We start from the raw sequence: 14,958 nt of genomic DNA, 5'->3' as shown, positions 1-14,958 counted from the left end.
TCAAAATGCGCTCACCCCCTGAATTTCACCGAGCGCCTCACGAATGCTTTTCACGAATCCAGGAGAAGTGACTGCGATCGCGGTTCGCGCCTCTTTGCCTATCGCTTTCCCCAGTTGATTCCGATCAAAGCAAACAACGAGAGGTACTTGGTAATACTTACACTTGTCTGTGATCTTTTTTGCCATGTTGTTACCCGCGTCTTCCGTCAGGATCACGAGACCTGCCGAACGCGTTCTTATCGCGCGAAGTGTCATCTCTTCTCCACTCACCAGTTGACGAGAACGCGCAGCAAAACCGAGAAGCGAAAACACATCAGTCACGGTCATCACCTCTCAGATGGCGTGACAAAGTGTCATACACTTCGCCGGGAACGCTTGTTTTCAGCCCGCGATCCAACGCCCGCCTTTTTTTCACCGTTTCAAGACACTCTGGATTGGCGCAAAGATACGCGCCACGACCCGCCTTTTTTCCCGTTTGGTCAAGCATGATTTCGCCATCTTGTGTGAGTACCACGCGCGTCATTTCACGCTTCGGTTTCATTTCTTGACACCCCACACACTGGCGAAGCGGAATTTTGCGTGGCACCTTCCACACCTCCTAGTCTTCTGCAAACGCCTCAAGGTTGAGTTTTGCAAAAACAGACTGGCTTCTCCCAAGCTGGCTCTCACTTTTGATATCGACTTTATAGCCAGTCAACTTTGCGGCAAGCCGCGCATTTTGCCCCTCTTTTCCAATCGCCAGCGAGAGTTGATGATCAGGCACGACAACACGCGCGACCTTTTCGCCCTCGACAATTTCGACGTCAACCACTTTTGCCGGGGATAATGCGCTTGCCACAAAAATGCCAGGATCGACGCTCCACTCCACCACATCGATCTTCTCGTCGCAAAGTTCGCTTACGATGGTTTGAATCCTCATCCCTTTTGGGCCAACGCATGCACCGATCGGATCGACGTCAGGATTGCGTGAATACACGGCGACCTTTGAACGCATCCCCGCCTCACGCGCCAAACTTTTGATCTCCACCACGCCATCGTAAATTTCTGGAACTTCCAGCTCAAAAAGCCGCCGCAAGAGGCCCGTGTGGATGCGCGATAACATGATCTGCGGACCTTTGGTCGTCTTTTCAACGCGCGTGATCAGCGCCTTGATGCGATCGCCCATCCGCAACACTTCACCCGGCAATGCCTCACTAGCAGGAAGGAGTGCCTCTGTTCGCTCAAGATCAATGTAATAATTTCGATGGTCGATGCGCGTGACGACACCCGATGTGATTTCCTCTTCAAGATCCGCATAGGCGTTGTAGATAATTCCGCGCTCTGCCTCGCGAATGCGCTGAGTAACAACCTGCTTCGCTGTCTGTGCGGCGATGCGTCCAAAGTCGCGCGGCGTCACTTCAAGTTCAACAACATCTCCGAGTTGATACTTTGTGTCGATCTGTTCCGCAGCCTCTTGCGCGATCTCTAAACGATGATCATTCGGTGACTCAACGACAGTTTTTCGCGCGTATACGCGAATCTTTCCCGTTGCCCGATCAATCTCCACGCGCACATTCTGCGCAGAATTAAAATTGCGCTTATACGCAGAAATGAGTGCCGCCTCTATCGCTTCAAGGACGACCTCACTGCTTATTCCTCGCTCTTTATCTAATTGCTCGAGCGCTTCCATAAAATCGGCATTCATCGCCGTCCATTCCCCCTTCACACCGCGTCACAACAAAAACAAAACAAACTCACCAAACAATCGTTTGCCTGGCACTCGCAACTTTATCGAGTAAAACAAGCAGGCGTTGATCGTCCGTTTCAATCTCAAGTTTTTCATCCGCAAAGGAAAGAAGGGTGCCTTCTACTTCTTTGTGGCCTAGATATGGTTCATAGAAACTGAGGTAGACACGTTTACCGACAGCGCGCTCAAAATCGCGTGGTTTTCGCAAAGGCCGTTCCGCACCTGCAGAGGAGACTTCGAGGAAGTAAGCATTCGGGATCGGGTCCGACTCATCAAGGAGTATCGAAAGCGACTCGCTCACCTTCGCGCAGTCATCAAGATCCACGGCGCCCTGAGGACGATCGATAAAGACGCGCAACATCCAATTGGCGCCTTCTTTTTTGTACTCTGTTTCAACCAATTCCAGGCCGTTCTCGCGGAGGACAGGAGTAATCAACTGCTCAACGAGATCCGTCACCTTTTGCCTTGCCATAAACGACCTCCCAAATCCATACGTGTTCGAGCTACCTGAACACGTCGCACCCGTAGCCAATCGACGGAACATCCCAAAGGTGCCACTGCACATACACAAACGAAAGAGTGGGGAAACCCCACTCCAGTAGCACACATTGGTATGTTACGTCGCGTTGGTAAAAGTATACCACCTTGCTACACCCATTGCAATGCACTCGCCCGCACCGACCCATGCGCACTAAGCGTCTGGTCACGCAACTCTTTTATCGCGGGATGGCGTGATCACCTTAAAAGAGGGAGAGTTGATTGGTCACTGGAAGATGGGTCAACGCACCATACCCGTTTAACAGTTCGATGACCGACTTGCTCGCCCGACCACGTTCGCGTAAATCCTCCCACGAGATAAACGGGGATTCTTCACGCGCTTTGGTGATTGATGTGGCCGCAGCAGCGCCAATGCCTGGGGCTGCCGCAAACGGCGGCAGTAATCCGTCTGCTTTAAGTAAAAAGTGGGTTGCGTGACTTTCTTCCAGCGAAAGCGGATAGAATTTAAAACCGCGTCTCGTCATTTCAAGCGCCACCTCAAGAACGGTTAACATGTCCGTTTCTTTGTTGCTCGCCTCTTTGCCTTTTTGCTCAATCTCACGCACCGTCAACTCAATCGCATCGGCACCGCGGTTCATCACGTCAAGATCAAAATCACTCGCGCGCACCGTAAAATACGCGGCGTAAAACGCTAGCGGATGGTACACCTTAAAGTACGCGATGCGCACTGCATTCAGAACATACGCGGCTGCGTGCGCCTTCGGGAACATGTATTTGATGCGCTGGCACGACTGCAGATACCAGTCAGGCACGCCCGCCCCGCGCATGACCTCCATGTCTTCATCGCTAAGACCCTTGCCTTTGCGAACACTTTCCATGATGCGAAACGCGCGCGATGGATCGAGACCTTGATAAATAAGATACACCATGATGTCATCGCGACAACAAATGACTTGAGCCAGTGGGATCTTTCTTGTTCGTATCAATTCTTGCGCGTTATTGAGCCACACATCCGTACCGTGCGACAACCCGGAGATGCGCACAAGATCAGAAAATGTAGCCGGCTTCGTATCTTCAAGCATCTGTCGCACAAACTTAGTGCCAAACTCCGGAATCCCAAACGTTCCTGTATTGGAGTGGATCTGCGCCGGAGTAACCGCCAATGCTTCTGTTCCGCGAAAAAGGGAGACGACGTTTGGATCATCCACAGGCACTCGGCGCACATCAACGCCTGTCAAGTCTTCTAGCATGCGAAGGACAGTCGGATCGTCGTGACCGAGGATGTCCAATTTCAAGAGATTGTCATGTATGCTGTGAAAATCAAAATGCGTCGTGCGCGTTTGTGATGACGAATCATCCGCCGGATGCTGAATCGGACAGAAATCATAGATCTCGTGATCACTCGGCACGATGATCAGTCCCCCAGGATGCTGTCCCGTCGTGCGCTTTACCCCTTCACAGCCAGCCGCAAGCCGCCTCATCTCTGCAGGACGAAGCCGTTTGCCCGTTTCTTCAGCCCATTTACGCACATAGCCAAACGCAGTTTTGTCGGCGATCGTCGAGATCGTCCCTGCGCGAAATACGTACTCTGTCCCAAACAGTTCTTCCGTATAGCGATGCGCGCGCGCTTGATACTCACCCGAAAAATTGAGGTCAATATCAGGCACTTTGTCTCCTTTAAAGCCGAGAAACGTCTCAAACGGAATGTCTTGTCCATCTTTAATCAGCGGAAGTCCACATAGAGTACACGCGCGATCAGGCAGATCGAATCCCGAACCGACCGTTCCGTCCAAGATAAACTCAGAGGTTCGACAAGACTCACAGCGATAGTGTGGCGGCAATGGATTCACTTCTGTGATATCGAGTAATGTGGCGACAAGGGATGAACCGACCGATCCACGCGAACCAACAATGTATCCATCGCGCAGAGACTGCGTGACCAATTTTTGCGCGATTAAATAGTTCACGGCAAATCCGTTTGAGATGATGCTGTGAAGCTCCTTCTCGACCCGTTCCGCCACCACCGACGGGAGTTCATCGCCATAGAGCGCGTGCACGCGCTCGATCGCCAAACGCTTTACGTCATCATCCGCACCTTCCATGAGCGGCGGATAGACGCGATCGGGCAATGGGCTAAAAGACTCAATCTGATCGGCGATGCGGTGCGAATTGGCAACGACCACCTCGTGCGCGCGTTCACCAAAATGGGCAAAATCGTCAAGCATTTCACGGGTTGTTCGAAAGTGCAAGCGCAGACGATTTTGCGAACGCGACTCTCGCTTATGCGGCGGGATGCTGTTTTTGACAATTTCGCGAAACACGGCATCCGACTCGTAAAGAAAGTGAACATCCCCTGTCGCAACGACCGGTTTTCCCAACTGATCCGCAATCGCCAAGAGCCGCTTGTGGTATTGACGAATGACGGCAGGACCACTGACTTCTCCAGAATCAAACAAATCCGCGTACTGATCCACAGGTTGTACCTCGATAAAATCATAAAAATCGGCGATCGCGATCAGTTCATCATCCGATTTGCCACGCACGAGCGCCTGAAATAGTTCACCGCGGTGACAACCTGATCCAAAGAGTAGCCCTTTGCGATATTCGAGCAGAAGCGATCGCGGAATTCGCGGTTCGCGGTGCAAATACTTCGTGTGTGAGAGTGAGATCAGTTCATATAAGTTGCGCAGCCCATGGCGCGTCGCAGTAAGTATCGTCATATGATGAGGGCGTGAACGCGAGACACTATTCTGATTGCGACCTAATGCGTTCAGATCATCAAGCGTTGTGGCAATACCCTCTTGCTTAATATGATCCATCATCTTGAAAAAAACGTGCCCCGTCGCCTCAGCATCCGCGAGCGCTCGGTGATGGTTGATCAAGGTAATCGAGAATTTCTGCGTCAACGTCTTCAACTTGTGATTGCGCTCACCAGGATAAAGGCAACGCGCGAGTGACAGTGTATCGAGAATCGGTTGATCAAAGCGCGCCATTCCAAGCTTGCGACACTGCACGTCAAGAAAACCCTGATCAAACTCTGCATTGTGAGCGACCAAGAGCGCCCCTTTGCAAAACGCCTGAAACTGCGGCAGCACCTCTTCTACGGAAGGGGCTGATGTCACCATGTCATTGGTAATCTGCGTAATCTCAGAAATTTTTGGCGGAATCGAGCGTTTCGGTCGAATCAATTGCGAGAACGTATCGACGATCGTCCCTTTCGTCATTTTAACGCCCGCAATTTCAATCAGTTCATCCTCTGCAGCAGATAACCCGGTCGTCTCCGTGTCAAAAATCACGTACGTCTGGCTGTCGAGCGATACGTCCGGTTTGCTGCGCGACACGATGGTGAGACCCGCATCAACGAGATACGCCTCAACCCCGTACAGGATGTCAATGCCAAACGTTTTGCCCGCTTTATATGCGTCCGGATAGGCTTGCGCGACACCGTGATCCGTGATGGCGATCGCGCGATGGCCAAGTTCTGCCGCGTGCTTGACGAGATCAAACGCAGAAACCACGCTGTCGAGCGCGCTCATTTTCGTATGCGCGTGGAGTTCGATTCGCTTGCTTTCCATCTCGTCTTTTTGCACCGCCACGTCCATCTGTTGAACATCGCGCACCATCATGACAAGTTCACCGTCGTGAACATCAAACTTGGTCGATCCGCGAACGCGCAGATGGAGTCCATCGCGTAATGAATCGAGCGATTCTTCCGCAGAATTGGCGTTTGAAAAATATTTGCATGTTAGAGAATCGGTCTCATCAGTCAGGAACCATTTATAGAGTTTGCGACCATTTTTAAGCGACTGGATATCGACGCCAAAAATGCGCCCTTCAATCACGACGCGATTCATTTCATCTTGTAACTCTACACAGCGCCTCGCCTGCTCTTCAATCGCGCCTCCGATTTGCAGTCGAAAATTCGCAGCCACAGGTCGCTCATCCGTCGCGATCGCCTCTGTCTGCTGTCTTCCGAACTCCATGCTCGTCGTCTCGACTTCACGCCGGAACGCTTCAACAATCTCATCGCGATTCTCGTGAAGTTTAAAATTGAAATGGGTTTTTGTACCCATAAATGAACTCAGGAGCGCCTCGATGCGCTGCGTAAGTTTCGTAAGCGCTACGCCATCGGGAAGCGTAGCGACATAAAGCGTCAAACGATTCAGTTCGTAGTGATAGCGCGCGTGATGGAGCATCCCCTGAAACAGCGGCTGCTCCTTGGCAACGGCGTATAGAAGCGCCCCGAACGCTTGCGCTTCTTCAATCTCATCACTCGCAAAACGTTCACTCGGTTGCTCCTGAATCACATCCAATTCGACCGTTGGAGCGGATCTGCGCAACCCTTGCCAGATTTGACACAGGGCGGGCCAGAGCGCAAGCGGAAGCGACGGAATGCGAATGCGCAGGCGCCTTGCCCTGGTTTGCACACTCACTTCCGCTTTGGCGCGTTTCAATTCTTGTACGGCATTTGTCACATCATCAAGCAGTTTAAACGGCGGGAGCGAGAGACCGAGCATCTCGGCAACCTGATTTTCCACGTTTTCCTGATGCGCGTTTACATTCATTGGATCTGCTGACATATCAATTTACTCCTGCGTCTTTTTAATGCAACTGTGTGACATCAAGATAGGTGCGAAACACCGTAAACAGAATGAGTATCGCAAAGCCGATGGCGTGAACAGCATACTCTTTTCGCGGATCGACCGGCCTTCCGCGAATCCACTCGACCAACATGAACAAAAGGCGGCTTCCATCGAGCGCCGGAATCGGCAACAAGTTAAAGATTGCCAAGTTTAAGCTCAGAACAGCCGTTAGGTTGACCAAATTGAGAACACCCAGTTGTGCCTGCTGTCCAATAACCTGCACAATTTTCACGGGACCACCGACGTCTTTCACAAACGCGGTGCGACTCGTAAAGAGATGTCCCAATGCCTGATAAATCATTTGTGTGTATGCGACCGTCTGCTGAAATCCACCCTCAATCGCCGGAATCAGTCCGTGTGTCACGGCGGGTGTAATGCCGATAAAGCCCATTCCGTTCGAGCGTTTTTCAGGCGTTACCGTAATCGTCTGATCGTGTCCATTGCGCGCAACCGTCACGATGAGCGATTTGTTCGGATGCGTTTCAATCGCGAGAACCAACTGTGTCCAGTTTTGCGTCGCAGCGTTCCCCACGGACACAATCGTATCCCCCGGGACGATACCCGCTCGACTCGCAGGAGAATTGGCCTCGACAGAAGCGATTTGCGGTGGAGAGGAAAGGGTGCCTACCGACAGGGTTACGATGGAGAGCAAGACGATGGTCAAGATGACGTTCATCAACGGACCCGCAAAAACGATCAGCATCCTCGCGAAGAGCGGTTTTTGCATCATCTGTCGATTCGGTGGAGCCATGGGAATGCGATCTTTACCATTCGCAATGTACGCGCGCAGCGCAAAAGGATACGTGTGAACACCGTCGACGGTCTGCAGCGTCACTGTGAATGCCTTGGTCGTATCGATCGCTACAAGCGATCCGCTTACAACCTGATCCCCACGCACGTCGATCGGTTCGCCAATCAGGGTCACTTCGCCTGACGCGTTACAAAGAACTGCGACTTCTTCCCCAGTCTTAAAGAGCGTATCTTGAGGTATTTCCCCCGCCAATTGAACGAATCCGCCGAGCGGCAATAGACGAATCGAGTACTCGGTCTCTCCTCGCCCAAACTTAAAAATGGGTGGACCGAACCCGATTGCAAATTTCGGCACTAAGACGCCCGCTTTTTTCGCCACGATGAAATGCCCGAACTCGTGGATCGTGACAAGGATCAAAAAGACGATGACCACACTGAGAACCGTCCGCACGCCGCCGTCAAAAAGCCACGAAATCAATGCATCTCCACCTGCTTTCGAATCCTTTTTTCTGTCTCATCACGCGCAAGGCGATCCGCGTCGAGAATCTCTTCAAGTGTCGGATTGTACGTAGGCGTATGCGCCTCCACTACCGCCGAGACCATCTCAATAATTTTAAGGTATGCAAGCTCTCCGCGCAAAAAGGCGTGAGCCGCCACTTCATTGGCGGCATTCATCACCGCCGGGATCGTCCCCCCCATTTTACCGCATTGCATAGCGAGCGTGACGGCTGGAAACGTAATAAAGTCAGGTTGTTCAAACGTCAACTGACCGATCTCCAGAAGATTGATGCGCGGGAGTTGTGAATCCTTTCTCCCTTGTTTATAAAACAGGGCATAGTGAATCGGGATACGCATATCGTGAGCACCCAACTGAGCCATCATCGCGCCATCGCGAAACTGAACCATCGAGTGAACGATACTCTGAGGATGGATCAATGCCTCGATTTGATCGAGTGGAATCTGAAAGAGATGGTGCGCCTCGAGAATTTCCAATCCTTTATTCATCAGTGTAGCCGAGTCAACCGTGATTTTAGAGCCCATCGACCAATTCGGATGAGCCAAAGCCTGTTCAACGGTAACATCCTTCAGTTCAGCCCTTGTCTTTCCGCGAAACGGCCCGCCAGACGCGGTAATCAGCAGCTTCTCAACAGAACGCAACGAATTCCCGTTGAGACATTGAGCAAGCGCGACATGCTCTGAGTCAACAGGAATCACATCCACCCCACGCAGCCGGGCCGTTTCCATGACCAGTTGGCCTGCCGCAACCAATGTTTCCTTGTTGGCCAGTGCCACATCACAACCATTCGTCAGAGCAGCAAGCGTCGGCTCAATGCCAATCGAACCAGACAGCGCGTTTACGACAAGCGCACTCTGATCTAAAGCCGCAAGCCGCTTCAAGGCAGATGAGCCAGAAAAGACGGTCAACCCAGGGAATTCATCCGCGAGACGTTTTGCATCTGTTTCTGATTCAACAGCAACCACGTCTGGTTTTATCTCGCGAATCGTAGCAAGGAGACTCTCCGACAACCGGCGAGCGCTTACCCCTGCGATGTGAAATGCATCGCGATTCGCACAAACGACGTCAAGCGTCTGGCGACCGATCGAGCCTGTACACCCCAGAAGAATCAGTGCTTTCGACACGCGGACACCTCGATTCATCCTTAAAGAATATATGCTGGAAAGAACCAAATGATAAAATGATACGCGATGGGAGCGGCCAGTAAGAGACTGTCAAAGCGATCAAGCAGCCCACCGTGACCTGGTAGCAACCACCCGGAGTCTTTTACAGCATAGTGCCTCTTTAGCGCGGATTCCACCAGATCACCCGTTTGTCCAGAGACGGAAATAATCGCACCAAGCAGCGCGAGCATCCCCCAATCATTCAGCGCGTGCGGCAGCATGAAAAGGCCTGTCACTACCGTTAAAATCACAGCGAGCACGAGTCCACCAAACGCCCCGGACACCGTTTTCTTCGGGCTAACTTCCGGCATTAATTTACGCCCGCCAAGCGCTCGTCCAACAAAAAAGGCGCCTGTGTCCGTCGACCAGATCGCGATCAAGATAATCATGACAAAAGCGAGACCGTGTGCGGTTTCGCGAAGATCAAGGAGCGTTCGAAACGCATAGCTTGAATAAAGGGCGCCCGCAAAAAGCACACCCGCTCCAGAAAAAGAAAACGACTCCCGACGAACGATCGTCAACACGAGCAGAGCATAAAAAAGGGCAAACCAGAATCGTTCAAAGCCTGGCCATAAGACGATCAAGATCGCAAAGACGATCGCCACGACACTCTCCGCGCTTGTCTTTGCGATCTTCATCATCGTACCGATCTCGAGCGTGCTGACGACGGCGATCGCCGCAAAAAGCAAACCCAGAAAAACACCGCCCACCCAAAGTGCAGAAAGCACCAGGATCACGCCAAGCACGGCCGTGATGACTCGTTGAAAGAGCACCAGAACACCTACTTCAAATTTTACTTTCACGCGCGCGAAACAAAAATAGGTTATCCCTATTTTAAACCGCCAAAGCGACGCTCGCGCCGTCCATATGATTCAAGAGCTGCGAGAAAATCTTCGCGATGAAACTCTGGCCATAATTTATCACAAAAATAGAGTTCTGCGTACGCAATCTGCCATAGCAGAAAATTACTGATGCGTTGATCGCCGGATGTGCGAATCAGCAGATCCGGGTCAGGAATGCCTGCAGTTGACAAATGAGAGGACAAAACGGAATCGTCAATATCATCGGGTGAGAGCTCGCCTGACTCGACGCGTTTCGCGATTGCTTTGATCGCTTCGACAATCTCCAAACGGCTGCCATAATTCAATGCGAATTGAACGACCATTCCTGTATTGGAGCAAGTCATCTCTTTTGCGCGTTCAATTGTTTTCTGCGAGGCAAGCGGGAGATGCGTGGTGTCGCCAATAAAGCGAATTACAACATTGCGCTCGATGAGTTCCTTGATATCGCGTAAAAAAAACTCCTCGAGAAGTTGCCAGAGATATTGGATTTCTTGGCGGGGGCGTTTCCAGTTTTCCGTGGAGAACGCGTACATGGTGAGAAACTTCACACCAACATCGTCGGCCGCGCGAATCACGTCTCTCATCGCGCCCATCCCAGCGTGATGACCCGCCATACGCGGGAGTCCCCGCACCGTCGCCCAGCGGCCGTTGCCATCCATGATGACCGCGACATGTTGAGGGACAGGCATCCCTTCCGGGATCTGGAGACGAACACTTCGCGCTTTGCTCTTAAACATGGATTTCCAGTTAGGCGCCATGATCTACCCTCAACCCGTTTAGACCTTAACCTGTTTAAACCTCGAGCAGTTCGCGTTCTTTTTGCGCCAGCAAACGATCAATCTCAGCGACGGTTTTGTCTGTGACATCTTGGATTTTCTCTTGCAGGCGACGGCTCTCATCTTCCGGGAGCAGTGACTGTTTCTCCGCCTTTTTCACATCATCATTCACATCGCGGCGAACATTACGTACCGCGACGCGCCCCTCTTCCGCAAGTTTGCGAATCACCTTCGTCAACTCAACACGACGCTGTTCTGTCAATTGAGGCAAAATCAAACGAATGACGACACCGTCATTTGAGGGTGACAAGCCAAGATCGGATTTCATGATCGAGCGTTCTATGTCACTCAGGCTGCTCTTATCCCAAGGTTGGATCAACAAGGTTCGTGAATCCGGCACGCTGATGTTGGCCATCTGCGAAATAGGTACCAAAGAACCGTAATATTCGACCATCACCTTGTCGAGCAGCGACGGTGTCGCGCGTCCCGCGCGCACGGTTGCAAAATCCCTCTTTAAAGCCGCGACCGACTTTTCCATGCGCTCCTCTGCCTGTTTAACGTAATCCACAGTCATGATTCAAGACTCCCTTCGTACGATCGTGCCGATCTCGTCGCCGCGCACTGCGCGAACGATATTCCCTTCAATTGAGATCGAGAAGACCAAAATGGGAATGTCGTTATCCATACAAAGCGAAGTAGCCGTGGCGTCCATCACACCGAGTCCTTGACTGAGAACCGTCATGAAGGACAGTGTTTCGTACTTGGTTGCTGTCGCCACTTTTTGGGGATCTGCCGTATAGACACCATCCACACCATTTTTCGCCATCAAGATCACGTCTGCGTCAATCTCCGCCGCGCGCAGCGCCGCAGTCGTATCTGTTGTGAAAAACGGATTACCCGTGCCGCCCGCAAAAATGACCACGCGACCCTTTTCCAAGTGACGTATCGCCCGACGGCGAATGTACGGCTCTGCCACCTGTCTCATTTCAATGGAAGTCTGAACGCGTGATGGCACTTCAAACTTTTCAAGCGCATCTTGGAGCGCAAGCGCGTTTAGCACCGTTGCAAGCATTCCCATGTAATCCGCATGCGCGCGCTCCATCCCTTGGCCGCTCGCCGAAGCCCCCCGCCAAATGTTGCCACCGCCGACGACTACCGCCACTTGGACACCAAGCGCCGTCGCTTCGCGGATTTGTTCTGCAACCGTCTTTACAACCTCTGACGAAATGCCAAATCCCCCGTCACCAGCCAACGCTTCTCCACTCAGTTTTAAGACGACACGGCGATACTTCATCCCCATTATGTACCCCCTCACAGTTTATGGCAAAGGATGTCGCGCGTTTCAACGAAACGCCTGATCACTCATTCCCGCACTGCGGGGCAGAAAAGAGGAACACGTCACCGTGCTCCTCACTGATCACTTTTTCACTTGTGCCATCACTTCCGCAACGAAGTCATCCTGTTTCTTTTCCAATCCCTCGCCCATCTCATAGCGCACAAACCGCCGAATCGAGATGTTTTCACCAATTTTCCCGATCTTTGTGGCGACAATATTGGCGACGGTCGCGGAAGGATCTTTGACAAACGGCTGATCAAGAAGACAGAGTTCTCGCAAATACTTGTCAACCTTGCCTGCGACAATCTTATTGACAATCGCTTCCGGCTTTCCTTCATTCAAGGTCTGCTGACGAAACACTTCCGTTTCGTGATCGACAACCTCTTGCGGAATGTCCTCACGACGAAGATACTCTGGGCGCGAGGCTGCAATATGCATTGCGATATCGCGCGCCAGCATGCGAAACTCATCGGTCTTTGCGACAAAATCCGTCTCACAGTTTACTTCGACGAGCACGCCAATGCGTCCGCCTGCGTGAATGTAAGACTCAACAACACCTTCTGCCGCGATACGCCCTGCCTTTTTGGCAGCCGAGGCGAGTCCTTGCTCACGCAAAAACTCAATCGCCTTCTCTAAATTTCCGTCCGTCTCAGTCAGCGCCTTTTTGCAATCAAGCATCCCAGCGCCCGTTTTCTCCCGTAACTCTTTTACCGCTGCAGCTGTGATTGTAGCCATCCTGTATCGACTCCTGTTTCGTTCAAAAAGTAAGTTTAAACGCAGTATTCAAAGAAGATCAAGACACAGACTCTTCGTCCTGACTTCCTTCTAAAATCGCGTCTGCCATTTTTCCACACAAAAGTTTCACAGCGCGAATCGCATCGTCATTCCCCGGAATCACATAGTCAATCTCATCCGGATCACAGTTTGTATCGACGATCCCAACGATAGGAATTCCCAATTTTCTTGCCTCAGCGACCGCAATGCGTTCTTTACGCGGATCGATGATGAAAAGCGCGCCTGGCATCTTCTTCATATCTTTGATTCCGCCCAAAAACTTTTCAAGGCGCTCTTGCTCCTTGCGAAGAATGATCACTTCTTTTTTGGGGAGAACATCAAACGTCCCGTCCGACTCCATACACTCAAGCGTGCGCAGTCGATCGATTCTTTTTTGGATTGTCGAAAAGTTTGTGAGCGTGCCGCCCAACCAACGTTGATTCACATAGTATCCGCCGCAACGCAACGCTTCATCACGAACTGAATCTTGCGCTTGTTTTTTCGTGCCTACGAAAAGCAGTGTTTTGCCTTCTGTCGCGATCTGCCGAACAAACTGATAAGCCTCTTCAACTTTTTTTACAGTTTTTTGCAGATCAATGATATAAATGCCGTTGCGCTCCGTAAAAATGTAACGATCCATTTTCGGATTCCAACGACGGGTTTGGTGGCCAAAATGAACACCTGCTTCAAGCAATTGCTTCATGGATACGACAGCCAATGGTATTCCTCCTCAAGTTTTCCCTCCGCCGCCTTCGACGAGTGAGGCCCTGGCACGCCAGACTTGCCCACTCTCAGACTGCGTGTGAATTCAACCTGCGAAAGTATACCATATGGAGCGGCATAGAACAAGTCACAGATGGCCAAAGACACTCTGCACAAGATACCGCGCCAAGAGAAGCCTACAGGATACCACTTTTTTAAAACGGCGCCTTCACCTGGTCTGAATCCGGTATCTGCACCATGCTTCTGACCAGTTCAATTTCACCGATGCTCATTTGAAACTCACTCGCAAGGTCGCGTACGTCTTCACCAGCTACGAGTCGACGAGCGAGCTTTTTATAGCGTGTCGGCAAAAAATCCGGAATCCCCGTTCGTTCCTTAGCGCTTTTGACTTTAATCGCGGGCTCTCTGATCACCTGCATTTGTTCCAGCTCCAAAAGACGACTCTGCACATCTGCAAAAGCGATTTGGTCCGTGCTTAGCGCATGATACTGCTCTGCAAGGCGCGAAACCTCTTCGCTTAACGTCTCGGTCATGCGCAAGAGCGCGCGATACTCATCTTCAATCTCTTGCAGTTTCACACTCGCTGTTTTTATCCAAGACGAAGATTCGCGTGAAGAAGGTTTAGCCTTTTGAAGTCTTAACGGATAAACAACAACAACAATGGTCACTAACAGCAAGACTACCTGCAATGCTAGGGTCTGCACACTTCAAACCTCCTGCGGATCACTCATCCATATGAACGATTTCATTATACGGCATAGGGAGACGCCATAGCCGTTTTGATGTGATACAGTCCGGTTTCCGCATCCAGTTCAACCGTTCGACCAATGGAGCCCCCCACTTCTTGCGCGATGATCTCAATGGATACGGATTGGAGAATTGCGCGAACTGCCTCTACATTTCGCGGTCCAACGCGCGCAATCTCCGGAAGGGAGGCAGAGTGAAACATCTGCGCCCCTCCAGCAATTTTCGCTTTGATGCGTGATCGTTTAGCGCCTTCGCGTTCCATCATTTCAAGAAGATGAGGAACCCCTGTGTTTGCATACTTCGCCGGATTCTCGTCGTGATGTCCCTCACTGGAGGGTAACATGATGTGGGACAGTCCAGCCACTTTCACGTCTGGATCATAAAGTGCAATGCCGATACACGAACCAAGCCCAAGCGTCCGCAAAACATTCGGAGCGTGGGCCACCGCAGCATCTGCCATTCC

Annotated in this window: 15 protein-coding genes; all 15 read right to left on the bottom strand. The window is 51.6% G+C overall.

Features of this window, described 5'->3' with window-relative positions; all coding sequences use genetic code 11:
• The 15 genes from AYW79_RS05510 to AYW79_RS05440 all read right to left on the bottom strand — a co-directional run bounded on the left by AYW79_RS05510 (position 1) and on the right by AYW79_RS05440 (position 14,955).
• Positions 1-327, bottom strand: coding sequence for a L7Ae/L30e/S12e/Gadd45 family ribosomal protein (locus AYW79_RS05510; protein WP_067562793.1), 327 nt, complete (start codon positions 325-327; stop codon positions 1-3).
• Complete coding sequence (gene rnpM, locus AYW79_RS05505; RefSeq protein WP_079291263.1) at positions 314-586, bottom strand: RNase P modulator RnpM; 273 nt, start codon at positions 584-586, stop codon at positions 314-316. The genes AYW79_RS05510 and rnpM overlap by 14 nt, the downstream gene beginning before the upstream one ends.
• A 12-nt stretch (positions 587-598) precedes the next feature.
• Positions 599-1,684, bottom strand: a complete 1,086-nt coding sequence (gene nusA, locus AYW79_RS05500) for a transcription termination factor NusA (protein WP_067562788.1) — start codon at positions 1,682-1,684, stop codon at positions 599-601.
• A gap of 49 nt (positions 1,685-1,733) precedes the next feature.
• On the bottom strand, positions 1,734-2,198 hold the full coding sequence (locus tag AYW79_RS05495; protein ID WP_067562786.1) for a ribosome maturation factor RimP: 465 nt from the start codon (positions 2,196-2,198) through the stop codon (positions 1,734-1,736).
• A 268-nt stretch (positions 2,199-2,466) separates the two neighbouring features.
• The gene (locus AYW79_RS05490; RefSeq protein ID WP_067562783.1) at positions 2,467-6,804 is read right to left on the bottom strand and encodes a PolC-type DNA polymerase III; all 4,338 of its coding nucleotides are present in this window, start codon (positions 6,802-6,804) and stop codon (positions 2,467-2,469) included.
• A gap of 22 nt (positions 6,805-6,826) precedes the next feature.
• The gene (gene rseP / locus AYW79_RS05485) at positions 6,827-8,095 is read right to left on the bottom strand and encodes an RIP metalloprotease RseP (protein ID WP_067562780.1); all 1,269 of its coding nucleotides are present in this window, start codon (positions 8,093-8,095) and stop codon (positions 6,827-6,829) included.
• Positions 8,092-9,258 carry a 1-deoxy-D-xylulose-5-phosphate reductoisomerase gene (locus AYW79_RS05480; RefSeq protein ID WP_231884534.1) on the bottom strand — a complete coding sequence of 389 codons (1,167 nt, stop codon included), beginning with the start codon at positions 9,256-9,258 and terminating at the stop codon, positions 8,092-8,094. The genes rseP and AYW79_RS05480 overlap by 4 nt, the downstream gene beginning before the upstream one ends.
• 20 nt (positions 9,259-9,278) lie before the next feature.
• On the bottom strand, positions 9,279-10,070 hold the full coding sequence (locus AYW79_RS05475; protein ID WP_067562871.1) for a phosphatidate cytidylyltransferase: 792 nt from the start codon (positions 10,068-10,070) through the stop codon (positions 9,279-9,281).
• Between the two features lie 56 nt (positions 10,071-10,126).
• Entirely contained in the window at positions 10,127-10,897 is a 771-nt protein-coding gene (locus AYW79_RS05470; RefSeq protein WP_143216218.1) for an isoprenyl transferase, read from the bottom strand.
• 34 nt (positions 10,898-10,931) lie between these two features.
• Complete coding sequence (gene frr / locus AYW79_RS05465; protein ID WP_067562773.1) at positions 10,932-11,489, bottom strand: ribosome recycling factor; 558 nt, start codon at positions 11,487-11,489, stop codon at positions 10,932-10,934.
• Between the two features lie 3 nt (positions 11,490-11,492).
• Positions 11,493-12,215: a UMP kinase gene (gene pyrH, locus AYW79_RS05460; protein ID WP_067562770.1), complete on the bottom strand. Its 723-nt coding sequence runs from the start codon at positions 12,213-12,215 to the stop codon at positions 11,493-11,495.
• Between the two features lie 117 nt (positions 12,216-12,332).
• Entirely contained in the window at positions 12,333-12,986 is a 654-nt protein-coding gene (tsf, locus tag AYW79_RS05455; protein WP_067562767.1) for a translation elongation factor Ts, read from the bottom strand.
• A gap of 58 nt (positions 12,987-13,044) precedes the next feature.
• On the bottom strand, positions 13,045-13,743 hold the full coding sequence (rpsB, locus tag AYW79_RS05450; protein ID WP_067562763.1) for a 30S ribosomal protein S2: 699 nt from the start codon (positions 13,741-13,743) through the stop codon (positions 13,045-13,047).
• A gap of 199 nt (positions 13,744-13,942) precedes the next feature.
• On the bottom strand, positions 13,943-14,452 hold the full coding sequence (locus tag AYW79_RS05445) for a hypothetical protein (RefSeq protein ID WP_067562760.1): 510 nt from the start codon (positions 14,450-14,452) through the stop codon (positions 13,943-13,945).
• Positions 14,453-14,496: 44 nt separating this feature from the next.
• Positions 14,497-14,955: a chemotaxis protein CheD gene (locus tag AYW79_RS05440; RefSeq protein ID WP_067562865.1), complete on the bottom strand. Its 459-nt coding sequence runs from the start codon at positions 14,953-14,955 to the stop codon at positions 14,497-14,499.
• Positions 14,956-14,958: the final 3 nt, after the last annotated feature.

It is taken from the genome of Ferroacidibacillus organovorans, from assembly GCF_001642725.1.
GTDB classification, from domain to species: Bacteria; Bacillota; Bacilli; order Alicyclobacillales; family SLC66; genus Ferroacidibacillus; species Ferroacidibacillus organovorans.
Note: the sequence above shows the minus strand (reverse complement) of the source record. Positions and strands in the feature narration are given on the sequence as shown.

Excerpts from the sequence above, each read along its gene's own strand:
- AYW79_RS05490 (WP_067562783.1), bottom strand. The coding sequence starts at position 6,804 with ATGTCAGCAGATCCAATGAATGTAAACGCGCATCAGGAAAACGTGGAA.
- tsf (WP_067562767.1), bottom strand. The coding sequence starts at position 12,986 with ATGGCTACAATCACAGCTGCAGCGGTAAAAGAGTTACGGGAGAAAACG.
- frr (WP_067562773.1), bottom strand. The coding sequence starts at position 11,489 with ATGACTGTGGATTACGTTAAACAGGCAGAGGAGCGCATGGAAAAGTCG.
- AYW79_RS05510 (WP_067562793.1), bottom strand. The coding sequence starts at position 327 with ATGACCGTGACTGATGTGTTTTCGCTTCTCGGTTTTGCTGCGCGTTCT.
- AYW79_RS05470 (WP_143216218.1), bottom strand. The coding sequence starts at position 10,897 with ATGGCGCCTAACTGGAAATCCATGTTTAAGAGCAAAGCGCGAAGTGTT.
- AYW79_RS05440 (WP_067562865.1), bottom strand. The coding sequence starts at position 14,955 with ATGGCAGATGCTGCGGTGGCCCACGCTCCGAATGTTTTGCGGACGCTT.
- pyrH (WP_067562770.1), bottom strand. The coding sequence starts at position 12,215 with ATGGGGATGAAGTATCGCCGTGTCGTCTTAAAACTGAGTGGAGAAGCG.
- AYW79_RS05495 (WP_067562786.1), bottom strand. The coding sequence starts at position 2,198 with ATGGCAAGGCAAAAGGTGACGGATCTCGTTGAGCAGTTGATTACTCCT.
- nusA (WP_067562788.1), bottom strand. The coding sequence starts at position 1,684 with ATGAATGCCGATTTTATGGAAGCGCTCGAGCAATTAGATAAAGAGCGA.